Origin of the sequence: Rhodococcus sp. DK176 (assembly GCF_038447315.2) — a bacterium.
GTDB classification, from domain to species: domain Bacteria; phylum Actinomycetota; class Actinomycetes; order Mycobacteriales; family Mycobacteriaceae; genus Rhodococcus_F; species Rhodococcus_F jostii_A.
In genome coordinates, this window is record NZ_CP118321.2 from 1,969,015 (window position 1) to 1,993,969 (window position 24,955).

The 24,955-nt window shown below is 70.2% G+C and carries 20 protein-coding genes and 1 pseudogene; 4 read left to right on the forward strand and 17 right to left on the reverse strand.

The genetic code is table 11. The features are described 5' to 3' along the window. Complete coding sequence (locus PSR88_RS09275; RefSeq protein WP_029539383.1) at positions 1-1,098, reverse strand: GIY-YIG nuclease family protein; 1,098 nt, start codon at positions 1,096-1,098, stop codon at positions 1-3. 135 nt (positions 1,099-1,233) lie between these two features. On the opposite strand from PSR88_RS09275, the gene PSR88_RS09280 reads away from it, so the two are divergent. Both PSR88_RS09280 and PSR88_RS09285 read left to right on the forward strand, forming a co-directional pair. Beyond that, the gene (locus PSR88_RS09280) at positions 1,234-1,503 is read left to right on the forward strand and encodes an ANTAR domain-containing protein (RefSeq protein WP_025433084.1); all 270 of its coding nucleotides are present in this window, start codon (positions 1,234-1,236) and stop codon (positions 1,501-1,503) included. A 113-nt stretch (positions 1,504-1,616) separates the two neighbouring features. Beyond that, entirely contained in the window at positions 1,617-2,123 is a 507-nt protein-coding gene (locus PSR88_RS09285) for a hypothetical protein (protein ID WP_005252352.1), read from the forward strand. A gap of 14 nt (positions 2,124-2,137) precedes the next feature. On the opposite strand, the gene PSR88_RS09290 is transcribed toward PSR88_RS09285, so the two are convergent. After that, a complete protein-coding gene (locus PSR88_RS09290) occupies positions 2,138-2,410 on the reverse strand; it encodes a hypothetical protein (RefSeq protein ID WP_009474531.1) in 273 nt (90 codons plus the stop codon). 129 nt (positions 2,411-2,539) lie between these two features. On the opposite strand from PSR88_RS09290, the gene PSR88_RS09295 reads away from it, so the two are divergent. Continuing rightward, positions 2,540-2,623, forward strand: a complete 84-nt coding sequence (locus PSR88_RS09295) for an Rv1535 domain-containing protein (RefSeq protein WP_411755675.1) — start codon at positions 2,540-2,542, stop codon at positions 2,621-2,623. 53 nt (positions 2,624-2,676) lie between these two features. Here the strand turns inward: PSR88_RS09295 and PSR88_RS09300 are convergent. The 15 genes and pseudogenes from PSR88_RS09300 to PSR88_RS09370 all read right to left on the reverse strand — a co-directional run. Continuing rightward, positions 2,677-6,420: pseudogene (locus PSR88_RS09300) on the reverse strand (HAD-IC family P-type ATPase); the annotation flags it as partial. Between the two features lie 539 nt (positions 6,421-6,959). Continuing rightward, positions 6,960-7,247, reverse strand: coding sequence for a hypothetical protein (locus tag PSR88_RS09305; protein WP_005252344.1), 288 nt, complete (start codon positions 7,245-7,247; stop codon positions 6,960-6,962). 120 nt (positions 7,248-7,367) lie between these two features. After that, positions 7,368-8,165, reverse strand: a complete 798-nt coding sequence (locus PSR88_RS09310; RefSeq protein ID WP_016882874.1) for a hypothetical protein — start codon at positions 8,163-8,165, stop codon at positions 7,368-7,370. 125 nt (positions 8,166-8,290) lie between these two features. Beyond that, the gene (dhaL, locus tag PSR88_RS09315; protein WP_016882873.1) at positions 8,291-10,024 is read right to left on the reverse strand and encodes a dihydroxyacetone kinase subunit DhaL; all 1,734 of its coding nucleotides are present in this window, start codon (positions 10,022-10,024) and stop codon (positions 8,291-8,293) included. 9 nt (positions 10,025-10,033) lie between these two features. After that, a complete protein-coding gene (locus PSR88_RS09320; RefSeq protein WP_016882872.1) occupies positions 10,034-11,980 on the reverse strand; it encodes an FAD-dependent monooxygenase in 1,947 nt (648 codons plus the stop codon). 1 nt (position 11,981) lies between these two features. Further along, the gene (locus PSR88_RS09325; protein WP_016882871.1) at positions 11,982-13,295 is read right to left on the reverse strand and encodes an MFS transporter; all 1,314 of its coding nucleotides are present in this window, start codon (positions 13,293-13,295) and stop codon (positions 11,982-11,984) included. A gap of 136 nt (positions 13,296-13,431) precedes the next feature. Further along, positions 13,432-14,343, reverse strand: a complete 912-nt coding sequence (locus PSR88_RS09330) for a LysR substrate-binding domain-containing protein (protein WP_016882870.1) — start codon at positions 14,341-14,343, stop codon at positions 13,432-13,434. Positions 14,344-14,366: 23 nt separating this feature from the next. Further along, entirely contained in the window at positions 14,367-15,194 is an 828-nt protein-coding gene (locus PSR88_RS09335) for a sugar phosphate isomerase/epimerase family protein (protein ID WP_016882869.1), read from the reverse strand. Then, positions 15,191-16,915, reverse strand: coding sequence for an FAD-dependent oxidoreductase (locus tag PSR88_RS09340; RefSeq protein ID WP_016882868.1), 1,725 nt, complete (start codon positions 16,913-16,915; stop codon positions 15,191-15,193). Before PSR88_RS09340 ends, PSR88_RS09335 begins: the two co-directional genes overlap by 4 nt. Continuing rightward, positions 16,912-18,009 (reverse strand): Gfo/Idh/MocA family protein, encoded by a 1,098-nt coding sequence (locus tag PSR88_RS09345; protein ID WP_016882867.1) that lies wholly within the window; start codon positions 18,007-18,009, stop codon positions 16,912-16,914. Before PSR88_RS09345 ends, PSR88_RS09340 begins: the two co-directional genes overlap by 4 nt. Further along, positions 18,009-18,806, reverse strand: coding sequence for an aldo/keto reductase (locus PSR88_RS09350; RefSeq protein WP_016882866.1), 798 nt, complete (start codon positions 18,804-18,806; stop codon positions 18,009-18,011). The genes PSR88_RS09345 and PSR88_RS09350 overlap by 1 nt, the downstream gene beginning before the upstream one ends. Continuing rightward, a complete protein-coding gene (locus tag PSR88_RS09355) occupies positions 18,803-20,752 on the reverse strand; it encodes an FAD-dependent oxidoreductase (protein ID WP_011594770.1) in 1,950 nt (649 codons plus the stop codon). The genes PSR88_RS09350 and PSR88_RS09355 overlap by 4 nt, the downstream gene beginning before the upstream one ends. Next, a complete protein-coding gene (locus PSR88_RS09360; protein WP_016882865.1) occupies positions 20,749-21,651 on the reverse strand; it encodes a shikimate dehydrogenase in 903 nt (300 codons plus the stop codon). Before PSR88_RS09360 ends, PSR88_RS09355 begins: the two co-directional genes overlap by 4 nt. Positions 21,652-21,682: 31 nt before the next feature. Further along, positions 21,683-23,047: an MFS transporter gene (locus PSR88_RS09365; protein WP_011594772.1), complete on the reverse strand. Its 1,365-nt coding sequence runs from the start codon at positions 23,045-23,047 to the stop codon at positions 21,683-21,685. A 152-nt stretch (positions 23,048-23,199) separates the two neighbouring features. Further along, entirely contained in the window at positions 23,200-24,093 is an 894-nt protein-coding gene (locus PSR88_RS09370) for a LysR family transcriptional regulator (protein WP_005252314.1), read from the reverse strand. A 134-nt stretch (positions 24,094-24,227) separates the two neighbouring features. Here PSR88_RS09370 and PSR88_RS09375 point away from each other — a divergent pair, with 134 nt between their 5' ends. After that, positions 24,228-24,920, forward strand: coding sequence for an SDR family NAD(P)-dependent oxidoreductase (locus PSR88_RS09375; protein WP_016882864.1), 693 nt, complete (start codon positions 24,228-24,230; stop codon positions 24,918-24,920). Positions 24,921-24,955: the final 35 nt, after the last annotated feature.

The window sequence follows — 24,955 nt, forward strand, 5'->3', positions numbered from 1 at the left end:
TCAGCGGCCGGGGCGCGCCTGGGTGAGGTGCGGGACCCAGCCGTGGGTGGGCCACTTCTTCAGACCGACCTTGGCGGGGACGATGCGCTTGTTCACGAATTGGCTCTCCAGTTCGGTGTCGGGCTCGCCGGTGAACCGCCACAGCGCCGCGTCACCGGGTCGTGCGACCGACGACCAGGACTTGGCACGGTATGCGGCTCGAACGATGTTGTCCGCGAACACGATCACGGGGATGTCGTCGGTGTTGCGCACGGCAGCGCCCGCCGCCCACGCGCCGCGGGACAGTTCGTACACCTCTTCCGGCGTCACGCCGCGCCGGGACGCGGCGGGCACCTCGAGGACGACGCAGGGGGTGGGGAGGTTCGGGACGGGTTCTGCTGCGTACTGCAACACGAGGTCGTCGACGGGCACCGCGCGATGCTCGCCCGCGCCACCGGCGAGATTGCTGAGCACCGCACCGTCGTTCAGCCCGAGCGCTCCCACGACTCCGCTGCGCACCGCACCGGCGACGTCACCGGTGTCGGCGATCCGATGCGCCACGATGTAGTGCTCGACCTCGTGGCCGGAGTCGTAGATCTCGCGGATGCGGGCGATCGTCGCGGCCTTCACCTCGGCGGTGTCGGTCTCCGGATCCTCGAGCGTCTTCCGGTGCTCGTTCTCGGCCAACGCCTCCCACACGTAGCCGTACACCCGGGTGCCGCGCCCGGCGCCGACGTAGAACACCGACCTGTTGCGGGGATCGAGGAGCGCGTAGACGTAGGTGCCGAGTTCCTCACCGACCCGCTTCGGGAAGGGCTGCGGCGCGTGGCGGGTCTGATACACCTCCTTCAGGATCAGGCGCAGCGCCGCCAGTTTCAACGCGACGGGTACACCGCCGTCGATGCCGTCGAAGAGTGCGGTGGCCGCGCCCTGCACGGAGGAGAAGGTGTGCCCGATGTGCCGTTCCAGCGACTTCGTGACGTCCGCGAACTGCGCGAACCGCACCCGGGGGTCGGGTGCCGCGTTGTCCAGGTCGTTGGACGCGAGGAAAGTCTGGACCTCGGAATTGTCGAGCCAGCGAGAAGTGATGTCGATCGGGATCGTCCAGACGGTAGCCATGCCCCTACCGTAAGGGAAAACCTCGGTGAAGAACTCGCACGAGGAAGGCTCGAGGAGATTCGAACCCTTTCGACGTGCTACCGAGTGCGGGAGGATGGAGTGGTACCCATTCCGACGCAGGTTGGGAGAACATTCATGACAGCGCCCAGCTACTCCACCCGCACGGCCGTCGACATCGCGGTCGGCATTCTCATCGCCTTCCGCGGATGCTCCGAGAACGACGCGTTCACCGAACTCGCGGAGACGTCCCGCCGACACAAGGTCGCCCTCGCGCGCACCGCCCGCGCACTGATCGCGTTCATCCAGACCCATCACCACGACCTTCCCGCGTCCGACGTCACGGCTGCCGCTCTGCAGTGGAGCCACGCCACTCCGTACCGCGGCGCGTTCGGTACGGCCGCGTGAATTCGGTCGAAGTCTGAGAATTCTCTGGCTTCGACGGCGCGACGCTGCCCAAACCTTCAGACTCGATGTGAGACCGAACGACCAGCGCACCGAGATACGAAGAGGTAACTGAGTTGACGATCCGCAAAATCACGGTTGCCGCGGTAGCGATCGCCGCAGCCCTCACGATGTCCGCTTGTGGTTCCGACGAGCCGTCCGGGCCGAGCGCGACCACCACGTCCACGACCACGGCAGCGGCCGAGACCACCGACGACCTCGTTCTGCCCACCGCAGCCGAACTCAACGCCCTGCTGGCCAAGGGCCTCGACCCGGCCACTCCCCTCGAGGAGAAGATCGCCATGGTGGAGGGTTCGGAACAGGACCCGAACCTGTTCAATCAGGTCGCTGCCGCCGCCCAACAGGCGGGTGCGCAGGTCACGGTCCTGGACCCGGTGATCGACAACGGTGACGGCAGCGCCAGCGCGCAGCTGCAGCTGACGATCAACGGACAGGTGCAGCAGAACACCCTGCCCGCCATCTTCGTGCCCGGCGAGAACGGGACGTGGAAATTGTCGAAGGCGACGGCATGCTCCATCGTGGCGATCGCGCAGCTGACGTCACCGGCCTGCCCGCCCGCCTGATCCGGACTTCCGCGTCACGCGCCTTCCAGGGCCTCCCCGATCTCCTGGACGGCGCGGTTGTGCTGATCGGTGATCAAGATGTGTCCTGCCGCGATGGTCAGGGCAACCGGCCATTCGATGATCTCGACGGCGGCGAGCAAGCCGATCGCCGCGAAGAACGCCAGTTGCTCGGGCCTCGGCAGCGGCACCCTGCCGAGGATCGGTAGCTGCACCGCGAAGCCGCGCGCCTCCCGCACCCGCTGGACGGCGTCGCTCTGCGACTCCGCCTCCGACGTTTGTTGGGCCATGGTTCGTCTCCCTTGTCCGTGCCGTTTCCCGGTCAGCCACCTTGATCGCGGACCGTGTCAGCTGTGCTGAGTTCCGTCGCCCAGACCGCTGCCGGTGTCGTCTCCGCCGCCGGGGACCCGTTGACCGGGGTGGTCACCCGTGTCCTCACCCCGCCGCTGCGAGAGGTGTACGCCGTGCTGCTGCGGGCGGGTGTGATCGACATCGTCGACTGATCGCCCGCAAGCTTTTCGAGCAGCCCCGGTGCGAACGCGGCTGCCGCGGTCGCTGCACCCGCGCATCCCAGCGCCTGCCCCCACCCGACCGGTCCGAGCGGGGTGCAGCCGAGGAGCTGGCTGACCCCGGGTGTACCGACCATCACGGTGAGTGCGGCCAGTGATCCGCCCGCGGTGAGCACCACGAGCGGGCTCCGCGAGTCGATCAGCGTCTGACCCAGCTGCGTGCCGACCAGTGCCACCAGCCCCACCGTCGACGCCCGGCGTTGCCTGCCCGTCACGCTCGCCAGCGCCCACGCCGTCGTCGCGCCTGCCGCGGTGGCGGCGCCGCGGATCGCGACGGTCCGCCACAGCGCAGCGCTGTCCGGTCCGCGGCCCTCTCCCCGGGCCTGTTCGTTGGGCGGGCTCACCGCGAGCGCGGCAGCGGGCAGGGCGTCCGTGAGCACGTTCACCAACAGGAGCTGACGCGCCGTGAGCGGCGACCGTCCGGCGATCGCGCTGCCGATCAGGGCGAACGCCACCTCCCCGGCATTTCCGCCGAGCAGCACGGACACCCCCGCCTGCACCCGCCGCCACAGCTGACGGCCCTCGTCGAGGGCGTCGAGCAACGCGTCGACGCGGCCGTCGAGGAGTACCACATCCGCGGCGCTGCGGGCCGGGTCGCTGCCGCGCGAGCTGACACCGATCCCCACGCTGGCCGCCCGGATCGCGGCCGCGTCGTTGGCGCCGTCGCCGACCATCGCGCAGACGTGACCGACGCGTTCGAGGGTCTGGACGATCTGCACCTTGTTCTCGGGCGACATCCGGGCGAAGACGACGCACTTCTCGACGGCGTTCTCCTGCCCCCGGTGCGAGAGGGTGTCCCAGTCGGTCCCGCTGATCACCTGCTCGGACGACACGGCCAGTCCCAGCTCCCGTGTGATGGCGGTGGCGGTGACGGGATGGTCGCCGGTGATCAGCCGGACCCCGACCTGTAGCCGTTCCAGGTCCGGCAGCAGTCCGGCCGCTTCGGGTCGTGGGGTGTCGGCCAGCCCGAGCAGTCCGACGAGGTGCAGGTCGCTGCCGCACAGATCGTCGAGTACCGCGGCGTCGTCGGCCGCGCGGCGCGCCTGGAAGGACGTGACGGTCCGGCGGGCGACGGCGATGACGCGCAATCCGTCGGCAGCCATGCCGAGAACGGTGTCGTGGACGGCGTCGGCGTCGATACCGGTGCACGCCGCGACCACGACCTCCGGTGCACCCTTCACCGACAGCTGCGTCCCCGACAGCGCGGCCGAGTAGGGCCGGCCGGAGCGGAACGGCAGGACGCTGCTCCGGTCGTCCTCCCGCGGAAGCAGACCCACTGCCGCGTCGGCGATCGCGACGTCGGTGGCGTGCGCGGCCGGACCGCCGTCGGGCGTCACGGCGCTCCGGCCCGCGCACGCGAGGACGTCCTCGCGATCGAACCCCGGTTCCGGGACGGCGGTGACAACCCGCAGGCGGTTCTCGCTCAGGGTGCCCGTCTTGTCGAAGCACACCACGTCGACGCGGCCGAGCGCCTCGACCGACCGCGGTGCCCGCACCAGCGCGCCCGACTTCGTCAGTCTGCGTGCGGCGGCCTGCTGCGCCAAGGTCGCGACCAGCGGAAGACCCTCGGGAACCGCCGCCACCGCGACCGCGACGCCGCTCGTGACGGCCTGCCGCAGTCCGGTGCCTCGCAAGAACCCCACGGCTGTGACCAGGGCCCCACCGCCCACGCTGACGGGCAGCACCCGGTCGGTGAGGCTTCTGAGCTGCGCCTGCAGACCCACGTGCGACGCACTCGCGGGGGTGAGCGCACCCGCGCGTCCCGCTTCCGTTGCGTCGCCGACCGCGGTGACGATCGCCGACGCCGTGCCGGTGAGGATCGTGGTACCCGCGAACACCATGCATGCACGTTCGCTGAGCGGCGCGCCCGGGGTCGGCGACGGCTGCTTGCTCACCGGCAGCGATTCCCCGGTGAGCGAGGACTCGTCGACCTCGACGCCCGACGCCTCGACGAGCCGGCCGTCGGCGGGCACCACCTCGCCGGGGCCGATCTCGATCACGTCGCCCGGCCGCAACCGGGAGGCCTCCACCCGCTCGGTCACGCGGCGCTCCGGGGACCCGGCGACGCGGTGCGCGGGCGGATCGCCCGCCGCCAGCAACCGGTTCAGCAGACGTTCCGCGTGCAGGCGTTGCACGGCCGACAGCGCGGCGTTGCCCGCCAGCACGGACCCCACGAGCACCGCGTCGATCGGCGACCCCAGCAGGGCGCTCGCCGCCGATCCGGTGGCGAGGACGGGGGTCAGCGGATCCGACAGTTCCGTGCGCATGGCCCGGCCGAAATCCCAGGCCAGCCCGACCGGCCACGCGGTGAGCCGCCCGATCGCCTCGACCGGGGTCAGCACCAGATTCACCGACCGGCGCCGGGACGCCGCGGCCTCCTCGTCGTCGCGCGCGGGCAGCAGCCGGCGCACGTCCGTCACCGGCATCTCGTGCCAGGCGTGAACCGGGGCGGCGGGCGGAACCTCGGCCCGCAGGACACTGCGCGCGAGGGAGTGCCCCGTCCACAGTCCTGCGGCCGCGCCGACCGTGACGGGTCCGGGTCCGCGCCCACGCACTCCCGGCAGCATGACGAGCGCACCGAGCATCGACGCCGCCGTTGCGATCTCGACGCCACGCCGGCTCGCCGTCCGCGCGTCCGGCAGGGACCGCAGCACCCGCCAGACCCCGACGAGGTCGTCGACCAGCAGGTCCGCGCACCACGGCGGCGGGGCGTCGTCGGCGAGGACACCGATACCGACGTCGGCGGACGACAGGGCGTGCGGCGCCCGGCTTGCGACCACCGCCACCGTCGCGCCGTTGGCCTGCAACTGCGCGACGGCGTCGCGCAGGTCCGCGTCCAGTGATCCGCTCGAGGGGAGCAGATCGTCGAACGCCGAGCGGAGTCCGCCGAGCGTGTCCACGTTCACCGACACCACCTGGGCGCCGGACGTGCGCGCCTGCGCGAGCACGGCCGCCGCGCTCGGATGGTGGGCAGGCGTCACGAGTACGGCGGCATCTTCGTCCACAGCTGCCGCGGCGACGTCGTCCGGCAGGTCGGTCAGCGCGTGCCAGCCCACCCCGAGGGCGCCGGCCTCGACGGCAGATCGAGCGGCCTCCCACACTCTCGTCCGGTCGGCGTCCCGAACCGCACGGATGCCGCTCACCCGGAGCTCCGCTGTGTGCAGCACCGCCGGGTCCACGACCACCGCGTCGACCCGGTCCAGGCAGCGCAGCGCGCCGGGACGCAGGGCCAGCACGGCATGTCGATCGGCCAGTCCACGGCCGAGTGTCGCGGCGAAGGCCTCACGCGCGGTGCGCGCCGCCTTCGGCGCGGCGACCAGGGCCGCGTCCGCGGCGCCCGCGACGCTTCGGGTCGCCGCTCCCACCGCGGTCGCGCCCACCCACTGCGCGATCGCCGCCCGGTCCACGTCCCGCTCCACCGGTCCCGATGCGCCGCGTGCGCGGGCGGGGCGATCCGTGTCGTCCGCGGGGGCCCGGGCCAGTTCGGGTTCGCGGCGGTGCCATACCCGCCGGCCCGACCACGCCTCCGCCGCGATCGCCGACCGCAGTGCCACGTCCACGGCGAGTGACGCAGGTGCCCGCCGCAGCACGTCGCCGACGGCCTGAGCGGTGGCGAGCAGCAGTTCGGCGGCGTCCGGCCCGAGCCGGTCCTCGACCATGCTGCGCAATCGCGGTTGATAGTTGACGAACGTGACTGCGGCGGCAGGCACCGCCGCCGGCAGGGTGGGCATTGGAAGCAGGCGAACGCCGACGGCCGCGACCAGGCCCGTCGTGACGGCGGCGAGTGCGAGGGCGCGTTCGGCGAGTGCGACGTCGTCGCCGGGAAGTTCTCGGGGCCGGTCGCGGACGGCACCGCGGGCGATCGGTCGCGCGACACCCTCCGCGCCCGCGACCACGGCACACAGCGTGGCCACCGACGGTCCGTCCTCGTCGACCGTCACCACCAGTCGGGACAGCGCGCGGTTGAGTTCCGCTCCCGCCACACCGGCGGTCTCTCGGACGGCGCGGAGAACGGTCGCGGCCACGTCATCCCCGCGAGGCCCGTCGAGTCCGCGGACCTCGATCCAGGCACGACCGTGTCCGGAACTCGTGCGGCGGGCCGGGGTTCCCCCGAGCACCTCGGTGGCGATCTGCGTCGCGGTCCGCGCGGTGGTGGATATCAGATCGACTGCGACCGCGCCTCCGAAGGACGCCACCCCGAGTCCGACACCGGCGCCGCGCACCGGCAGGGAGGCGGCGGCACGGACGTATCGACCGAGTCCCACGGCAGCTACTGCCTGGAACCCGCGCCGAACTGCCGCAGCACGAGCGCCGCCCCGCCCACGGTGACGAGCACCGGCCACTCGACCAGTCCGGCCGCGCCGACGGCGGCCAAGGTCAGCGCGGCGGCAGGCGTCGAATGACTCCCGCTCTCCATTCCGGACCGGACCCCGCTCGCCGCTCCGCGCACTCCGCCGACCACACCACCGATCGCGGCCCCTCCGACCGCGCCGACCGCACTGGTCGTCGCGTTCGCGGCACCTGACACGGCGTGCACTGTGCCGTCGACGATTCGCATGATGAGCTCCCATCGGCCGTGGCCACAACCGCCGTTGCACGACGGATCATGTCTGCGGTACCCACCTCAGGGTATTCTCAACCGCCGCACGCCGGAACACTTTCAGGGAACTATCAGCGCCTACCGGATACTGTTCTGTCCCATAGGAATTCGATCACCCTGTTCGGTGCGCCAGAATTCCCAGCCGTCGTGGGTCTCGACGTCTCCGCTGATGTGACTGGCAACGGCGGTCGCCGCAGTCGTGGGGTCGGGGAACCGGCGGCCCTGCATCGGACCACGCATGATCTCCAGAGTCTGGGTGTCGGGGTCGAACCGTCCGACCAACCGATATCCCTCGAAGTCGGCCACGACCTCGAGTCGGGTATCGATCAGTTCCTCCAACGCTGCCGCCGCCTTGGCCGGCTTCTTCCGGGCCGAAGCGCGCGCGACGGCATCAGCGTGCAACGCCGCCGCCGTCGTCGCGCGCTGCGCGTCGCTGTACCGGCTGGGGTCCTTCTCCCCCGCCAACCCGAGAAGATCCCAGCGCCCGCGTCCGTGCGCGATCCGGCTCAGCGGAATCGCGTGGTGCCCGGTCCGCGTGCGGCCCGGGGTGTCCATCATCCACAGATCCACCTCGGCGCGGATGTCGTCGGCGACCTCGGAGGAGGGCACGACGAAGAACTCCTCCGGCGAACTCGCGAGATCCACGAACACCCAGAACTGCGAGCCGGTGTCGTCGTCGTCGAGCGATTCGTCCTGCTTGCGGGCCTGCCAGTCGCCGCTGAGCTTGGAGCGCACCCGCACGATGCGACTCGTGCCGTCGTCGCCCCAGACCTGGACGGGGTTACGTCGCGAGTGGGTGAGCCGGACGGCTTTGCCGCCCCGTTCCACGACGTCGGCGATGAAAGCCTGGATTCCCCGGCTGGCGGTGTCTTCCACTGTCTACGTGTCCGTCCCTGATTCTGCGTCCCGTACGCAGGTGGAGAGAGGTGTGGCGACGGGTTTGCACAGCACGACTCGGGGGTTCTTCTCCTCACCTTACGTGCCGAGCCCGGTTTCGGTGACTACCCGACCGCGCGTGCCGCTTCGGCTGCCTCGGCGAAGAACCACGACAGCACCAGGGCACCGGGGTCCACGACGCCGCGCGCCGCCTCACCGATGTAGCTGGCCCGCCCGCGCCGCGCAGTGATGTCCGCGGTCGCCGCGGCACCGCGGGCGGCGGCGTCCGCGGCCTCGGCCAAACCCTCGGCCGGACTCTTCCCGGCCGCGACGGCCGATTCGAGGGCGGCGACGGCAGGGGCGATGGCGTCGATCATCGTCTTGTCGCCGGGTTGCGCCCCGCCGAGTTCCTGGATCGTGTCGAGGCCTGCTCGTGCCGCGGCGGCGATCGCCTTCGTGTCCAGTCCGTGCGGTGCGTCGGCGGCCACCCGGTAGAACTGCCGGAACCAGACACCGAACAGCGCGCCGGACGTGCCGCCCGCATGACCGAGGTAGGCGTCGGACAGTGACTCGAACACCGTCGCCGGGGAGTAGCGGTCGCGGATCCCGGGCACGCCGACGTGGTCGAGGGCGGCCACCATGTTGGTGCCGAAGTCCCCGTCGCCCGCGCGGCGATCGAGGTCGGTGAGGTTCGGTTCCTCGGCGAGCACCTTCTCCACGAACGCGACGATCCACGCGCCCACCGCTGCCCGGCCCATCGTGTCGGCGGTGCCGGGCACCTCCGCCTCGTCCTCGCGGGAGGCGACGTTCGACCGGAACCGCACCTCGGATTCGTCTGCGATGCCACGGAATTCCCCAGCCGGGGCGTTCGGCCATCCCGGCGCGGCGGTCGGTGCGTCCCACAGGTCGAGGAGCTTGTCGTCGCAGCGCACCAGTGTGATGGACGCGCCGTCCATGTCGAGGGCGGTGACGAAGCTCCCGACCAGCGAGCGACGGATCACCACACCCCGCTCCGCGAGGTGGTCGGCGAGCTCACCGAACAGCAGTTGCAGCTCCAGCGGATGGGCCGCGCCGAGCCCGTTGACGATCGCGATCACCGGCTCGCCCCGCTCCACGCCGAGTGAGGCGAGGACGGGGTCGGTGAGCCGGCGGACCAGTTCGGCCGCCCCCATCGCGTCGACTCGTTCGGTTCCACGTTCGCCGTGAATGCCGATCCCGAGTTCGATCTGCCCCTCCGGGAGGTCGAACGACGGCGAGTCCGCCCCCGGAACGGTGCACGCTCTGAGCGCGACCGCCATGCTGCGGGAATTCCGGGCGGTGCGTCGCCCGAACTCCGCGACGGTGGCGAGGTCGTCGCCGCGTTCGGCCGAAGCGCCGCAGATCTTCTCGACCGCGATCGTGGCCGCGGTACCGCGACGTCCGGGTCCGTCCTCCCGTTCGGAGGCGACGTCGTCGTCGACGAGCACGTGCTCGACCGTGATGCCGTCCTCCGCCGCCAGTTCGCCGGCGATGCGGAAGTTGAGGACGTCGCCGGTGTAGTTCTTCACGATGTGCACGACGCCGCCGCCCGCATCCACGGCCCGGGTGGCGGCCCGCACCTGCAGCGCGTTGGGCGAACTGAAGATCAGGCCGGGGCAGGCTCCGGTGAGCATGCCCCGGCCGACGAACCCGGCGTGCAGCGGTTCGTGCCCGGACCCGCCGCCCGACAGCAACGCGACCTGCCCGGACGGCAACGGTTCCCGCCGTGTGAGATAACCCGGTTCCGGATGCCATTCGAGATCGTCGGTGGTGGCGACGGCCCCGCGGAGCGCGTCGACGACGAAGGACTTGGGCGAGTTCAGGAACTGTGGGTGCGCCATGCTCCCAGGCTAAGCGTCCACATGTGAGTGCCGCGGAGTGCCGGAGCACACTTTGCCACTCACGTGGGAGGCGGCGGCCAGTGCTTCCTCGAACTCCCGCAGGCCCGATTGCGATCCGAGCAGCAACGCGAGCCGGGTCAGGAATCCCTCGCGGTCCGATTCGTCCGCCTGGTCGAGCGCCTCCGACAGTCCCATCCACACGTTCTCGCGCAGCAGGTCGTCCGGTGCCGCCGTCGCCTCCGTGTGCGCGGGGACGACGCCCAGCGTGGGGGCGGTTGCCGTTTTCAGGTGGTCGTGAACGTTGCCGAGCAGCGACAGGTCGCGGATCCGGCACAGGACGAGTCCATCCGGGCGGATCACGAAGCACTCACCCGCGGACGCGCCGAGAGCGGTCGGCAGCGCACCGTCGGGGTCGTCGAGGACCGTCAGGTCGGCCGCCGCGTCCACCGCCGCCCCCGGTGCCGGGACGACGACCGCCCGCACCGATTCTGGCGACAGCGCCATCGCGAGCGCGGACGCGTGTGCGGCGATCCTCCGGGCACCGGCCGCGTCGACTCCGACACCGAGGAGCGCAAAACCCGTTCCCCGGACCCGGTTCAGCGAAGACTCCACCGACCCTTCGGCGGTGACGACGCGGACGCGCCGGTCCTCCATCGGATCCCCGGACAGCACGCCGGTCGTCCCCTCGGGCACCGGCCACGTGAGCGGCGACAGGTGCGCGTGCGTCGCACTCGACTGCCGCGGATTGATGAGGTGACCGAACTCCGGACGGGTCGTGGCCAGCGCCAGCACCGCGTCGCGGGTGGTGCGGTACCCGTGGCTGCCGGGCGACATGATGAGCGTCGACTTGCCCGCGTTGTCGACGTTCTGCCGCCAGGCGGCGCGACGTTCGGCCGAATACGCCTGCAGGAGAGACTCGTCCGCGGTCCCGTGGACGACGGCGGCCAGTGTCCAGGCCAGGGTCTCGGCGTCCTCCATGCCGGAGTTCAGCCCGCGGACACCGAAGATCGGCACCAGGTGGGCGGCGTCCCCGGCGAACAGGATGCGACCGTGCGTGAAGTCGTCCAGCGCGAGCGCGTGCGCGCGGTAGAAGCCGTGCCATTCCAGGGTCCACGGCACGTCGTTCTCGAGCCAGTCGAGGTGCCGGGTGATCCGGTCGCGGATGCGGTCTTCCTGCGTCTCGAGTTCGGCGTCGTCGGAACTGTCGAGTTGGTAGTCGATGCGCCAGATGTCGCGGGGTTGCTGATGCATGATGATCGTCGAGCCGGGGTTGCTCGGCGGGTCGAACCACACCATCCGCTCGGCGGGCAGCGTGGATTCCCAGTGGATGTCGGCGATCACGTAGTTGCCCTGATAGCTGTTTCCCTGCAACCGGATTCCCGCGAGTTCGCGCATCCGGCTGCGGCCGCCGTCGGCGGCCACCACCCACCGCGCGCGGAGTCGGCGCGCACCGAACGCGGTGTCGACGTCGAGCGTCACGTCCTCGTCCGACCGCAGCACCCCGGCGACGCTCGACGACCAGTGGAACGTGATCAGCGGGTGCGCGAGCAGCGTGTCCGTCATGATCTGTTCGATCTCGGACTGCGACACGTTGACCATGGGCCCGCGGACGTCGTGTTCGCCGTGCGCCATCTCGAAGTGCAGCACCTGCTCGTCGCGGTAGAAGCTGCGCCCACCCACCCAGGGGAGCACGATCTTCTCGAGTTCCGGGCCGAAGCCGAGCCGGGCCGCCACCTCGAGGCTGTGCCGGGAGATACAAATGGCGCGGCTGCCGAACGACACCTGGTCGGCGGCCTCGAGCACGGTGACGGGGATCCCGCGCTGCGCGAGGCCGAGCGCGACGCCCATGCCGACCGGGCCCGCGCCCACGACGACGACGGGCAGGGCCTCGTCGGTTGCACCGGTCGACGCGAATTCCGATACCGGGTACTTCTGTGGCTGAAAGTAGGTGGACATGTCAGGCGGCCTCCGCTTCCCGGCGCTTGGTGTTGGTTTCCGGCAACAGCAGGATCGAGACGAGACTGACCACGGCGATCACCACGAAGTAGGCGGTGACGGCCGTCGAACTGCCGAACGCTTCGAACAGCCACGTCGCCATGAACGGTGCGAGCCCGCCGCCGAGGATGGCGCCGATCTGGTAGCCGAGAGACGCACCGCTGTAGCGGATGTGGGCGGGGAAGAGTTCCGCGAACAGTGCCGACTGCGGCCCCGCGGTGGTACCGAGCACCGCCGCCATGACGATCATCGCGAGCAGCATGACGGGGATCGACGCCGTGTCGATGAGCGGGAAGAACACCGCGGCCACGATCACGAGTGCGATCGAACTCCACGTGTACACGCGGCGCCGGCCGAGCACGTCCGACTTCGAGGCCGACAGGGCCATGCCCGCCATCCAGACCGGGCACGCGACGATCAGCAGTGTGAGCATCGTGGCTCGGCTGTATCCGAGTTCCTTCGTGCCGTACGTCAGGACGTACACCATGAACACGTAGGCGATGCCGTTGGTCGCGATGAACGTGCCGGCCGCGAGCAGCACCGTCCGCCAGTTCTTCGTCAGCACCTCGACGATCGGCATCTTCACGATCGTGTCGCTCTCCTTGGCCTCCGCGAAGGCTGGGGACTCGAAGACTCCGAGCCGAATCCACATCGCGACGCCGACGAGCACGGCGCTCATCAGGAACGGCACCCGCCAGCCCCACGTCTGGAACGCGTCGTCCGGCAGCAGCTGGGTGACGGCGAGGAACACGACGTTCGCCATGATCACTCCGGCGGGGACGCCCATCTGCGGTGCCGCGCCGTACAGTCCGCGTTTGCCTTCGGGGGCGTGCTCGGTGGCCATGAGTACCGCGCCGCCCCATTCGCCGCCGACGCCGATGCCCTGGACGAACCGCAACGCCACCAGCAGGATGGGTGCGGCCACCCCGATGGCCTCGAAGTTCGGGAGCAGGCCGATGCCGACGGTCGCGGCGCCCATCATGGTCAGCGACAGCACCAGCATCGACTTGCGTCCGATGCGGTCACCGAAGTGGCCCATGACGACACCGCCGATCGGGCGGGCGATGAAGCCGACCGCGAACGTGGCGAATGCGGCGAGGGTTCCGGCGAACGTCGACGCGCCGGGGAAGAACTGCGGTCCGATCACCAGGGCTGCGGCGGTGCCGTAGATGAAGAAGTCGTACCACTCGATCGCGGTACCGACGAAGCTCGACAGGACTGCCCTGCGCGCTTCCTTGTGAGACACCGGCGGTGTCGCCTCGGTGATTGCCGTCATCGTCTGCCTTCCCGGTTCTGCTGCGCGCACACTCATCGCGCTACCGGAAAACAATGACCCGACTCACATACGTCTGAAAAGCGGGACTATCCCCACATGAATTGCGGAAAAATCGTGGAAGGCTCGAATACGCAGGTCAGGACGTGACGAACCGGATGAATGCTCGCGCGACCCGGCTCAGCGTCGCCTCCTGATGCCATGCCACGACCACGGCCACCGACGCCGGTTTCGGTTCGGCGATCGGTTTCACGACGACGGGCAGACCCTCGTACGTGACGTCGACCCGGGGTCGTTGCAGAAGCAGCGTCCACCCCAGACCGCGTCCGACGAAGGCCCGCGCCGTCTCGAAGTTGGCGGTGCGGTACGCCACCCGGGGCGCGAAACCGGCCTCCCGGCAGACGTCCATCGCATGGTTGGTGCTCGGTGGCGCGTCCAGCAGCACCATCGGGTGCTCGGCCAGATCCGCGAGCCGCACCGGCCCGTCGACGCCCGCCAGCGGATGCTCCGCCCCGAGCCCCACCATCGGCTCCCGGGTCATGAGCGGCACGGTCTGCCACTCCGGGGACAGGTCGAGGTCGTAGACGATGGCGACGTCCAGTTCGCCGCCCTCGAGCTGCGTCCGCAACCGGTTCTGCGTGTCTTCCCGGAACTCCACGGACACCCGCGGGTACTCGGCGGTGAACGCGTACAACATCGACGGCAGGATCGTCGGGCCGAGCGCCGGGTAGCAGCCGACGGCGATCGGCCCCGCGACGACACCGCCCTCCCCGGACGCGTCGGACTGCAGCTCCCCCGCCTGCTGCAACAGGGCGCGCGCCCGCGACAGCACCGCCTCCCCCGTCGGGGTCAGCTGCACACCGCGGGCGCGTCTGCGCACACACAATTGCGCCTTCAGTGCCTTCTCCAGGTCGGTCACCGCCGCGGACAGCGCCGACTGCGACAGGTGCATCCGCTCCGCCGCACCACTGATCGTTCCGGTCTCCGCGACCGCCACGAACGCCGCCAGCTGGCGCATCGTGTACACGGGGACGTTGTCGGGGCGGGGCATGCAAGAACGGTAGCGCGGACATTTCAGCGTCCGGTGGCCGCCGGAACCTGCGCGAGCACCTCCCGGGTGGCGGCGACCAGCCGCGCGAGCCACGCGTCCGTGCCGACGGCCCGCCGGAGCGGCTCGTTGGGGAGTTCGATGCTCACCGGGAGACCCGCCGGCAACGTCGACCAGATGTCGGCGAGCGGGATGCCACCCGTCCCCGGAACGAGGCGCTCCTCGCGGGCCTGACGGATCAGTTCGGCGTCGTCCGGCGGCGCGGGCACCGAGCCGTCACACATCTGGGCGTAGTGCAGCCATTCCCACGGGATCGCTGCCAGGTCGTCGAGGGTGGTGCTCGACCGTCCCACGTGCAGCCCGTCCACCAACACGCTGCGGGCCGGCCCGTCGGCCTGCGCCACGATCTCGACCGCGGTGGTCGCGTCGGGCACGGCCGTCCACGGCATGAATTCGAGGCTGGCGACGATGCCGTACTGCGCGCACAGTTCCGCCAGCCGGGCGTAGGAGTCGGCGAGCCGGGCGCGGTCGCGGTCGTCGCCGCCGACGAGCACGGCCTTCGCGCCGAGCCGTGCGCCCGCCTCGAGCAGCGGAACATACGACTTGGGATCGAAATCGGCTCCCAGTCGGATGATTTCGAGGTCGAACACCTCGATCGGCGAATCGTCGAGACGACGGATCAGCGCGTCGAGGGCGGCGTCGTCCTCGTGCAGCGGGTAGGCGGTGGTGCCGGGCGCGGCCGGCAGCAGCCGGATCCCGATGGTGTCGAAGCCGTGCTTCTCGGCGAGGTCCACCTGTTGCAGCGGCGCGGTGTCGAGCACGGTGAGTGCGGCGAGGCCGAGTGGGGCGGTCATCGCTGATCTCCTGTCGTCGAGGCGAGGCGGCGACCGGTGAGGTAGCCGAACGTCATGGCCGGGCCGAGGTTGATGCCGCCGGACGGGTAGTGGCCGCCCATGACGCTGGACTGGTCGACCCCGACGGCGAACAGCCCGTCGATCGGCTGGTCGTCGTCGTTCAGCACCCGGGACGCCGCGTCGGTGACCAGTCCGGCGAACGTGCCGAAGCTGCCGGGCACCACCTTGACCGCGTAGAACGGGCCCTCCTCGAGCGGTGCGAGGGAGGCGCTGGGCCATGGATTGTCCGGGTCTCCCGACCCGATGGTGAACGGTGTGGTGCCACGACCGAACTCGGGGTCGACGCCGTCGCGGGCGCCCTCGTTGAACGCTGCGACCGTCTTTTCCAGTCCGTCGGGGTCGACGCCGATCTTCTCGGCCAGCTCCCGCACGGTGCGGCCGCGGGTGAGATACCCCGACTTCAGGTACGGCCACGTGGGGATCGGCAGCGGCTTGGCCATGCCCAGCGGGAAATACCGCAGGTACCGCTGGTCGGCGATCAGCCAGGAGCAGACCTCGTCACCGTCGGGGACCTGGTCGACCATCGCGAGGGTGTAGTCGTGGTAGCCGAGGGCCTCGTTGACGAAGCGGCGTCCGTCGGCGAGAACGCCGATGGCGCCGGGCTTTCCGCGGTCGAGGATGTGCGGGAACACGCCCTCCTTGCCGTTGCGGTACCGGATGATCGACACCGGGCAGTACGCCACCGGTGACGCGACCGAGCGGTCCAGTCGCCCGCCGACCGATTCGCCGAGGGTGATGCCGTCGCCGGTGGTCGTGGACGGGGTGAGGGTCCGGTGTTCCCGTCCCGTGGGTGTGCGGGGGAAGAGTTCGCGACGCCGGTCGACGTCGCGACTGAAGCCACCCGTCGCGAGCACGACTCCGCGGCGCGCCTGCACGGTGTAGGCCCCGTCCGGGCCCTCCAGCCGGACACCGGTGACGGTGCCCGCGGAGTCCGTGGTCAGCGCGGTGGCCGCCGTGCTCACGCGAATCTCGACACCGGCGTCGAGCGCGGACCGCAGCAGCCGCCCGACGAGTGCGGTGCCGTTGACGAGTTGCTGGCCGCGGCGTGTGGTGGCGAGGTCGAGCAGGTGCGTGGACACCCTGCGGGCGCAGTGCACGAATGCCTTCGCCGAACGCGTCGAGTGCAGGAAGGCCTGCAGGTCCGGGCCGGCCATGATGCCCATGCCGAGGAACGACGTCTCGTAGAGCTGACGACGCAGGAGCGCCGCGACGTCGGGGCCGAGTCTCCGCAGGCTCACCGGCTTCGGCCCGACGGAGCGGTGCCCCGTGCCCGCTCCCGGTGTGTCGCCGTGGATGTCGGCGATCTTCGCACCCGGAACGAATTGCAGCGCCGTCTTCTTCTCGAAGAACTCCACCATCTCGGGTGCCCCGTCGAGCAGGGCGTCGACCTTGGCGGCGTCGAAGTTCTCGCCGAGTCGGTGCTCGAGATAGGTGCGCGGCAGCGAGCGGTCCTCGTTCACGCCGTCCGCCTGAGCGAACAGGTTCCGCGGAGCCCACATCCAGCCGCCGGACCATGCCGTCGCGCCGCCGCACGTGTCCGCCTTCTCGACGACGAGGACGGAGGCGGCCCCGTCGGCTGCGGCGACGGCGGCGGACAGACCGCCCGCTCCGGAGCCGATGACGACGACGTCATAGGTGGCGGTGGTGTGTTCGGGGGTCATAGCGTCTCCTGAGCGGATGTTGTTGCGAAAGTCGGTGCGGGCGTGAGGTCGACCACCCGGCCGGTGCGCGAGGACTCGTAGATCGCCGCGATGATCGCCAGCGAGGCGCGCGCGTCGCGTCCGGTGACGGCGGGGTCGCGACCGGTCAGGACGGCGTCCGCGAAGTCCTGCACCTGGAGTGTGTGGAAGTCGGCGAGTCCGGCGTTGACTTCCGTGACGTCGAGATTGGCACGGACGCCGGGGGTGAACGGGGTGCGGAACTCGACTTCGCCGGGGACCGTCCAGATCTCGTTGACGCCCTCCCTGCCCTCCGGGAACTCGAGGACGCTCGCAATCGCACCGGTCTGCCCGATCACGGTGACCCGGTTGCCGAGGTTGTGGTTGGCGCCGGTGGTCGCGGTGACGGTCGCCGTGCCGCCCGACGCGAACGAGACGACGGCGGACGCACTGTCCTCGGTCTCGATGTGGTCGCCGTGCGTGTGGGTGCGGATGACGCCGCTCACCGAGACGGCCTCACCCATGAACCATTGGAGCATGTCGATCTGGTGGACGGCCTGCGTCATCAGGACTCCGCCGCCGTCGGTGTCCCACCGTCCGCGCCACTCGTCGGCGGAGTAGTAGGACGGCGGGCGGTGCAGGAGCACCGACGCCTCACCGAGTACCGGAACGCCGATCCGGCCGTCGTCGACGGCCGTTCTGATGCGTCTCGCGGCCGGCCAGAACCGGCGCTGGAACAGCACACCGAACGTGATGCCGGCGCGGTCGGCGGCCGCGATCATCCGGTCGGCCGCCGCGACGTCGACGGCGATCGGCTTCTCGCACAGCACGTGGATCCCGGCCTCCGCCGCCGCGACGACCACCTGCTCGTGCACGGGATGCGGTGTGCAGACGGTGCACGCATCGAGGCCGAGGGCGGTCAACTCCTCCACCGAACCGACGGCTCGCGCGATGCCGTGCGTGGCCGCGAACTCGCGGGCGCGGTCGACGTCGGGGTCGCAGCAGCCGACCACCGCGACGCCGGGCACCTGCCGCAGGGCCCGCGCGTGGTTGCCGGCGATCTTTCCGCAGCCGACGATGCCGATACGTAGTGCCATCAGTAGTGCTCCTCCGTTTCGACGTCCCGGGCCGCGGACTCGCCGCGGTCGAGACGGTTCAGTGCGTCGACGTCCGCGGCGGTGAGCCGCACGTCGAGGGCGGCCAGGTTCTCGGCCTGGCGCGCGGGATTCGCGGATCTCGCGACCGGCACGACACCCTGCGCGAAGTGCCAGGCCAGGACCACCTGCGCGGGGGTGCGGTCGAGGCGCCGGGCGATGTCGGTGACCACGGGTGAGCCGAGAACCTCGCCGCGGCCCAGTGGGCTCCACGACTGCGTGGACACGCCGAGTTCGTCGTCGGCGCGCCGGACCGGCAGCCGGGCGAGCGACGGGTCCATCTGGATCTGGTTGACCGCGGGCGATTCTCCGGTCTCGGCGACGACGCGACGCAGGTGCGTCTCCAGGAAGTTGGAGACGCCGACGTGGCGGACGAGGCCGGCGTCGCGGCAGGCGAGCATCGCCTCGAACGCCGCCACGTACCGGTTGTGGCGTGGCAGCGGCCAGTGGATGAGGAACAGGTCGAGCCGATCGAGTCCCAGGTTTTTCAGGCTGCGCTCGACCGCGCCGCGGATGTCGCCCGACACGTGGTCGCTCCCCCGCAGTTTCGTGGTGACGAACAGCTCCTCGCGGGGCAGTCGGCACTCCGCGAGCGCCACCCCCACGGCGTCCTCGTTGTCGTAGATCGTGGCGGTGTCGATAAGCCGGTAGCCGGCTTCGATGCCGGACAGCACGGCCCGGGTGGCGTCCGGGCCGGTCAGTGGCCAGGTCCCGAGACCGAGGGGCGGGATGTCCATCATGCGCTGACCTCCTCGAGAGCATCGGCGGCTGCGGTGATCTTCGCGGCGACGTCGGCTGCGGTGACGAGAGCGGCGTGGATGGAGCCGCCGTTGCCACTCGCGTCACCGACCGTGTGGACGCCGAGTCGGGGTGCCGACGACCGCACTGCGGCGAGCAGGTCGGTGCGCGGCGCGACACCGTGCGAGATCAGCAGTTCGCCGGGGGCGTCGACCACCCGCTCTTCTCCGGCGGTCGAGATCACCACCCGGTCTTCCTCGATCCGGGTCACGATCGACGACAGGTGGGTGGTGAGGTTCGCACTCGCCGCGAGCCGCGGCAGCAGCACGATCTTTCCGCGCCGGCCGACGTCGTGGGCGATCGTCTCCTGCGGGCCGATCATGACCACCTTCGTGCCGTGCCGGAGCAGGTCGTCGGCGACCGCGGCCGCTTCCCGGTCGGCGCCGAAGATCGTGATCGCCTCGGGTGCCGGGTCTCCGGATTCCAGGAACTCGCGGACGTCGCGGACCCTCCGGGTGTGTGCCCCCGGGAGGTCGACGTCAGGTCCGCGGCCGCCCGTCGCGAGCACGACGGCGTCGAAGTCGAGTTCCGCCAGTGCTGCGGCGTCGACTCGTGCGCCGGTGTGGCAGGTGATGTCGAGGTCGGCGATCTCGGCGAGGTACCAGTCGACGATCCGCGCGTACTCGGGGTACTCGTGCAGCCGGGAGGCCAGCGCGAAATCACCACCGAGGCTGTCGCGTTCGTCGTACAGGTCGACGCGGTGCCCGGCGAGCGCGAGGTCGCGGGCGGCCGCCATCCCCGACGGGCCACCGCCGACGACGGCGACGCGCACCGCCACGTCCGCCGGTTTCGACGGCTGCTCGAGTTCGCGGCCAACCCACGGATTGACCGAGCACGGAACGGGTCCGGCGGCGAGGCTGTCGATGCAGTAGTTGCAGGCGATGCAGGGCCGGTACCGGCCGCCGTCCAGCGCGCGGTTCGGGAAGTCCGGGTCGGCGTGCAGGGTGCGGGCCATGCTGACGAAGTCGGCCTGCCCCGATTCGATGATCTGCGCCGCGACCTCGGGTGAGCTGATCCGGCCTGCGACCCCGACGGGGAGGTCGAAGTCCCGCGTGTACGGCTCGGAGTACGGGGCGAGGAGGCCGCGTGGCCACTCGCCGGGTTGGATGATCCACTGCCCGGATTCGTAGTTTCCGGCGGAGACGTCGAGGAAGTCGAGCCGGCTTGTGTCGATCGCGTCGATGCGGGCGCGGGTCGTCTCGGCGTCGAGACCGCCGTCGACGGCCTCGAACGCCGAGAACCGCAGTCCGAGAGCGATACCCGGCGCCATTGTGCGCACGGCGTCGATCACCTTGTTGACGAACAGCGCCGGATCGGCCCATTCGTCGTCGCGGTGGTTGTACGCCGGCGACAGGAACTGGTGGATGAGGTAGCCGTGACCGCCGTGCAGCGAGATCACGTCGACCCCCGCCTGCTGACAGCGCGCGGCGGCCTCACCGAAGCATTCGATGATGTGCTCGATGTCGTCGCCGTCGAGTTGCTCGGGCATTTCGCCGCCGACCACCGCGCACGGGATCGGTGACGGTGCGACGGGGACGAATCCGCTGACGGAACCCTGCGCGGTGCGGCCGCCGTGATTGAGTTCGACGCCGACGAGCGCGCCCTGCGCATGAATCGCCTCGGCCATCTTCGCGATGCCCGGGATGCGTTCGTCGACGTCCACACCCATCTGCCGGATACGGCCCTTGCCGTCGGCCCGCACGTAGCTGGCCTCGGTGAAGACGAGAGCGGCACCGCCCGCCGCACGGCGCTCGAGGTACGCGACGTACTCGTCGGTCATCGTGCCGTCGACCTCGCAGTAGTTGCGCTCCATCGGCGCCGATACGAAGCGGTTGCGCAGTCGCACGTTCCCCAGGTCGAGTGGTGCGGCGAACGGACGCGCGGTCATCGGGACTCCTCGAGAACGGTCGGGGCGCACTGATCGGCGAGCAGTTCGCCGAGGTGACGTCGCATGCGGTCGGGGTCGGGGACGACACCGGTGAGGAGGGCGAACGTGTCGGCCGCCTGAGCGACGAGCATCTGACCGCCGTCGAGCACGTCGCAGCCGAGAGCGATTGCTGCCGTGACGAGTTCGGTCCGCAGCGGGCGGTAGACGATGTCGGCGACCCACAGTCCGGGGCGGAGCGCGTCGGTGTCGAACGGCGTTCCCGGATGTCCGACCATGCCGATCGGAGAGGCGTTGACGACGCCGTCGCAGTGCCCCAGTGTCGCTTCGATCGCGTCGAGGGGGATGGCCGTGACCCGCGTCTGCGGGAAGGCCGCCGCGACGCGCGCGCAGACGTCCGCGGCACGGGCCGGGTCGAGGTCGGCGACCCGCAGGTCCGTCACCCCGGCGGCGGCGAGCGCGTAGGCGACAGCCGAACCGGCACCGCCCGCACCGGCGAGGACGACGCGGCCGAGCCTGGCATCGGGCAGTCCCCGGCGCAGCGCCGCGAGGAATCCGCTGTGGTCGGTGTTGTGACCGACCAGGCGGCCGTCGCGGACGACGACGGTGTTGACGGCACCGAGAAGTCGTGCGTTGTCGGACAATTCGTCGAGTGAGTCGACGACCACCTGCTTGCACGGGTGGGTGATGTTCAGTCCGGTGCAACCGGCTGCGACGGCCTGCCGCAGCGTGTCGCCGGAGTCGTCGACGGGGATGCCCTCCGCCGCGACGTCGAGCAGGTCGTAGCGGTAGTCGGTCAGGCCGAGGGCGGCGGCCTCGTGTTCGTGCAGCGCCGGCGACAGGGAGGTGGCGATCGCTGCCCCGACGAGGCGGATCCGGTGCCGGGTGGATACGGGGTGCATGACAATCTCCTGCAGTGAAGGTCCGGGCCGGTCAGGCGTCGTTGCGGACGAGCGTCTGGTACCGGGTGCCGACCGTCGTCGTGCCGGGTTCGCCGAGCTGCTCGGTGGGGGTGCGGTACGTCTCGGGTCCGGTGAGTGCGGCGACCGACGACAGCAGCGCGAAGCCCAGGCACATCCATGCGACCGGGGTCCAGTTCGCGGTGTCTCCCGCCGACAGCCACTGCGCGATGGCCGGGGTGAAGCCGGCCACCAGAAGTCCGAGCATCAGGCTCACGGCCATTCCGGTGTACCGGACCTTGGCGGGGAACTGCTCGGGGAAGTACGCCGGGTACACGCCGTTGGGCATCGCATAGAACAGGCCGATCAGGACGATGCCTGCCGCGAACACCATCGGCGCGCTGCCGGTTCCGATCGCGTGGAAGAACACGAACACCATGCCCGCGGCACCGACGGCGCCCGTCACGAACACCGGTTTGCGGCCGATCCGGTCGGCGAGCATTCCGAACAGCGGCTGGGTGAGGACCGCGACGAAGTTGGCGACGGCGATGGCCCACAACATCGTGGAGCGTTCGAGCCCGGCGACCTGCACCGCGTAGGCCAGCGCGAAGACGTTGACGATGGTGTTGATCATCGCGAACGTCGCGCTGAGGCTGATCCGGATCACGGTGCGCCAGTGCGAGCGAAACATCTCGACGACGGGGATTCCCGCGGTGTCGTCGTGTTCCTTCAGTTCTTCGAAGACCTCGGGCTCGTCGAGCTTGCGACGCAACCAGACCGCAACACCCGTCACGACGATGCTGAGCAGAAAGGGCACCCGCCAGCCCCACGAATAGAGCGCGTCGTCCGGCAGGGCGGCCACGGGAATGAACACCAGACTCGAGATGACGATGCCGAACATGATGCCGCTCATGGTGAACGAGGTGTAGAACGATCGACGGTTGTCCGGTGCATGCTCGAGAGTCAACGCGGAGGATCCTGGCGATTCGCCGCCGGCCGACAGACCCTGCAGCAGTCGCAGGAGCACCAGGATGATGGGCGCGGCGATGCCGATCTGGTCGTACGTGGGCAGGCAGCCGACGACCACGGTCGCGACACCCATGAGCAGGAGGCAGGCCAGCAGCGAATTCTTGCGCCCGTATCGGTCCCCGAGATGTCCCCACAGCACTGCGCCGAGTGGACGCGCGATGTACGCCACGCCGAGCGTCCCGATCGACAGCAGGGTCGCCGTGGCTCCTCCGCCCGGGAAGAAGATTCGCGGGAAGACCAGCGCTGCCGCGGATCCGTAGATGAAGAAGTCGTAGTACTCCAGCGTGCTGCCGAGGAATCCCGAGACGGCGGCCCGGCGGGCGTTCCCGTTCGGTTGTCCCCCGGTGTCGCGAGTGGAAGTGCTTGCCATGGTGTTCCTTTCGTCCCAAGGATCCGGTGCGCCGCGAGGCTTCCTTCGGAGGTGATCCACCTCACACGAAGTTCCGGACCGTGACGAGCGTGTCATGGCGAACTATGCGCAGTCCAGCGCAAAAAAAGTCTTAGATATAGACCGAAAATGTCCTAATCGGGCGTCGGGAGAATGTCCTCCGATACCGCGAGGGCCACCCGGAGCGCGTCGGAGACCCGACGCGGTGACCAGGCGAGTCCGTGATTCATGTAGATCGGCTCGCCGGTGAGCGGCACGAACACCGTGCCCGGGGGCGTGAGCGCGGCAATGCCCGACGTCATGAGCGCCACGCCGACACCCGTCGCCACCAGCATCAGGATCATGTACGGATCGGTGATCTCCTGCACCACGCGGGGACGGAATCCCGCATCGACGCAGGCCCGCATCGCGACCTCCTGCAATGCCGAGCCGGCCGACAGCGGTGTCGTGACGAAGCCGTCTTCGGCCAGGTCGCGCAGGTCGATCTCCGGCTCGGACGCGAGTGGGTGGTCCGCCGGGAGCACGGCCCCGAACGGCTCACGGCGGATCAACCGGGTGGACACCGAGGCCGTCTCGACGGGAAGGCCGACGAACGCGAGATCGAGTGCACCACTGTCCAATTGAGTGATGGCGTCACGGGTCATGATGCGCCCGACGAGGGTGAGTTCGATGTCGGGGTAGCGCTGCCGGAGCGCGCGGGTCAGCGGGGGCAGGGACAGGTGATTGAGCACGCCCGTGAAGCCGATCTTGATGCGGCCGTACACGCCCCCGGCGGACGCGCGGGTGGCCTGCCGCGCGATGTCTACGCTCTCGAGAATCCGGTAGGCGTGCGGCAGGAACGTGTGGCCGGCCGACGTCAGGGCGACGCTGCGGGTGCTCCGCTCGAACAGCGGCACGCCGATGTCCTTCTCGAGTTTGCGCACGGTCTGACTCAGCGGCGACTGGGCCATCTGGAGTCGCGCGGCGGCCCTGCCGAAATGCAGTTCCTCGGCGACGGCGACGAACGCTTGCAGCCAGCGAATCTCCATCGGATTCCCTTCGGCGAGTTTGACGAGTGTGGCTCAGCCCATATATTCCAATTCATACACAGTGTGAAACGGATAATACCGATTTCGCACATAGAACAAGACTAATGCGCACACAGTCACGAGGAGAAACCACCATGGCCACGTATCCCGAGGGCGCCACCGCGCTCGTCACCGGCGGCGCGAGCGGAATCGGCGCGGCGTGCGCGAAGCGCCTCACCGGCGCCGGGGTCCGCGTCGTCACCGCCGACGTCGCCACGGGGGCCGACGAGCACCTCGACGTCACCGATGCCGACGCCGTCGAGAAACTCGCCGCCCGGCTCGGCCGCGTCGACATCCTCGTCAACAGCGCCGGCGTCGTGGGACCGTCCGTTCCACTGGTGAACGTCGACCTCGAGGACTGGCGCCGCACGTTCCGGATCAACGTCGACGGGACATTCCTCCTCTGCCGCGCGTTCGTGCCGGCCATGACCGGCGCCGGCTGGGGGCGGGTGGTGAATCTGGCGAGCATCGCGGCGAAGGACGGCAATCCCAACCAGAGCGCCTACTCGGCGTCGAAGGCGGCCGTGATCGCGCTGACGAAATCGCTCGGCAAGGAGGTCGCGAAGACCGGTGTCCTGGCCAACGTGGTGGCACCCGCCGCTGTGGAGAGCCCGATGAATGCCGGCACCGACCCGGCGATCCTCGCGCGGTCGCAGAGCCTGACCCCGATGGCCCGGATGGGACGGCCCGAGGAGATCGCCGAACTCGTCGCATGGCTGTGCTCGGAGGCGCTCAGCTTCTCGACCGGCGCCGTCTACGACGCCAGCGGTGGCCGGGCGTCGTACTAGCTCGATACTCGCTCGGCTCCAGGCCTGGTTATCGG

Coding starts and splice junctions, on each gene's coding strand:
- PSR88_RS09275 (WP_029539383.1), bottom strand. CDS start 1,098: ATGGCTACCGTCTGGACGATCCCGATCGACATCACTTCTCGCTGGCTC.
- PSR88_RS09280 (WP_025433084.1), top strand. CDS start 1,234: ATGACAGCGCCCAGCTACTCCACCCGCACGGCCGTCGACATCGCGGTC.
- PSR88_RS09290 (WP_009474531.1), bottom strand. CDS start 2,410: ATGGCCCAACAAACGTCGGAGGCGGAGTCGCAGAGCGACGCCGTCCAG.
- PSR88_RS09305 (WP_005252344.1), bottom strand. CDS start 7,247: ATGCGAATCGTCGACGGCACAGTGCACGCCGTGTCAGGTGCCGCGAAC.
- dhaL (WP_016882873.1), bottom strand. CDS start 10,024: ATGGCGCACCCACAGTTCCTGAACTCGCCCAAGTCCTTCGTCGTCGAC.
- PSR88_RS09320 (WP_016882872.1), bottom strand. CDS start 11,980: ATGTCCACCTACTTTCAGCCACAGAAGTACCCGGTATCGGAATTCGCG.
- PSR88_RS09325 (WP_016882871.1), bottom strand. CDS start 13,295: ATGACGGCAATCACCGAGGCGACACCGCCGGTGTCTCACAAGGAAGCG.
- PSR88_RS09330 (WP_016882870.1), bottom strand. CDS start 14,343: ATGCCCCGCCCCGACAACGTCCCCGTGTACACGATGCGCCAGCTGGCG.
- PSR88_RS09335 (WP_016882869.1), bottom strand. CDS start 15,194: ATGACCGCCCCACTCGGCCTCGCCGCACTCACCGTGCTCGACACCGCG.
- PSR88_RS09340 (WP_016882868.1), bottom strand. CDS start 16,915: ATGACCCCCGAACACACCACCGCCACCTATGACGTCGTCGTCATCGGC.
- PSR88_RS09345 (WP_016882867.1), bottom strand. CDS start 18,009: ATGGCACTACGTATCGGCATCGTCGGCTGCGGAAAGATCGCCGGCAAC.
- PSR88_RS09350 (WP_016882866.1), bottom strand. CDS start 18,806: ATGATGGACATCCCGCCCCTCGGTCTCGGGACCTGGCCACTGACCGGC.
- PSR88_RS09355 (WP_011594770.1), bottom strand. CDS start 20,752: ATGACCGCGCGTCCGTTCGCCGCACCACTCGACCTGGGGAACGTGCGA.
- PSR88_RS09360 (WP_016882865.1), bottom strand. CDS start 21,651: ATGCACCCCGTATCCACCCGGCACCGGATCCGCCTCGTCGGGGCAGCG.
- PSR88_RS09365 (WP_011594772.1), bottom strand. CDS start 23,047: ATGGCAAGCACTTCCACTCGCGACACCGGGGGACAACCGAACGGGAAC.
- PSR88_RS09370 (WP_005252314.1), bottom strand. CDS start 24,093: ATGGAGATTCGCTGGCTGCAAGCGTTCGTCGCCGTCGCCGAGGAACTG.
- PSR88_RS09375 (WP_016882864.1), top strand. CDS start 24,228: ATGGCCACGTATCCCGAGGGCGCCACCGCGCTCGTCACCGGCGGCGCG.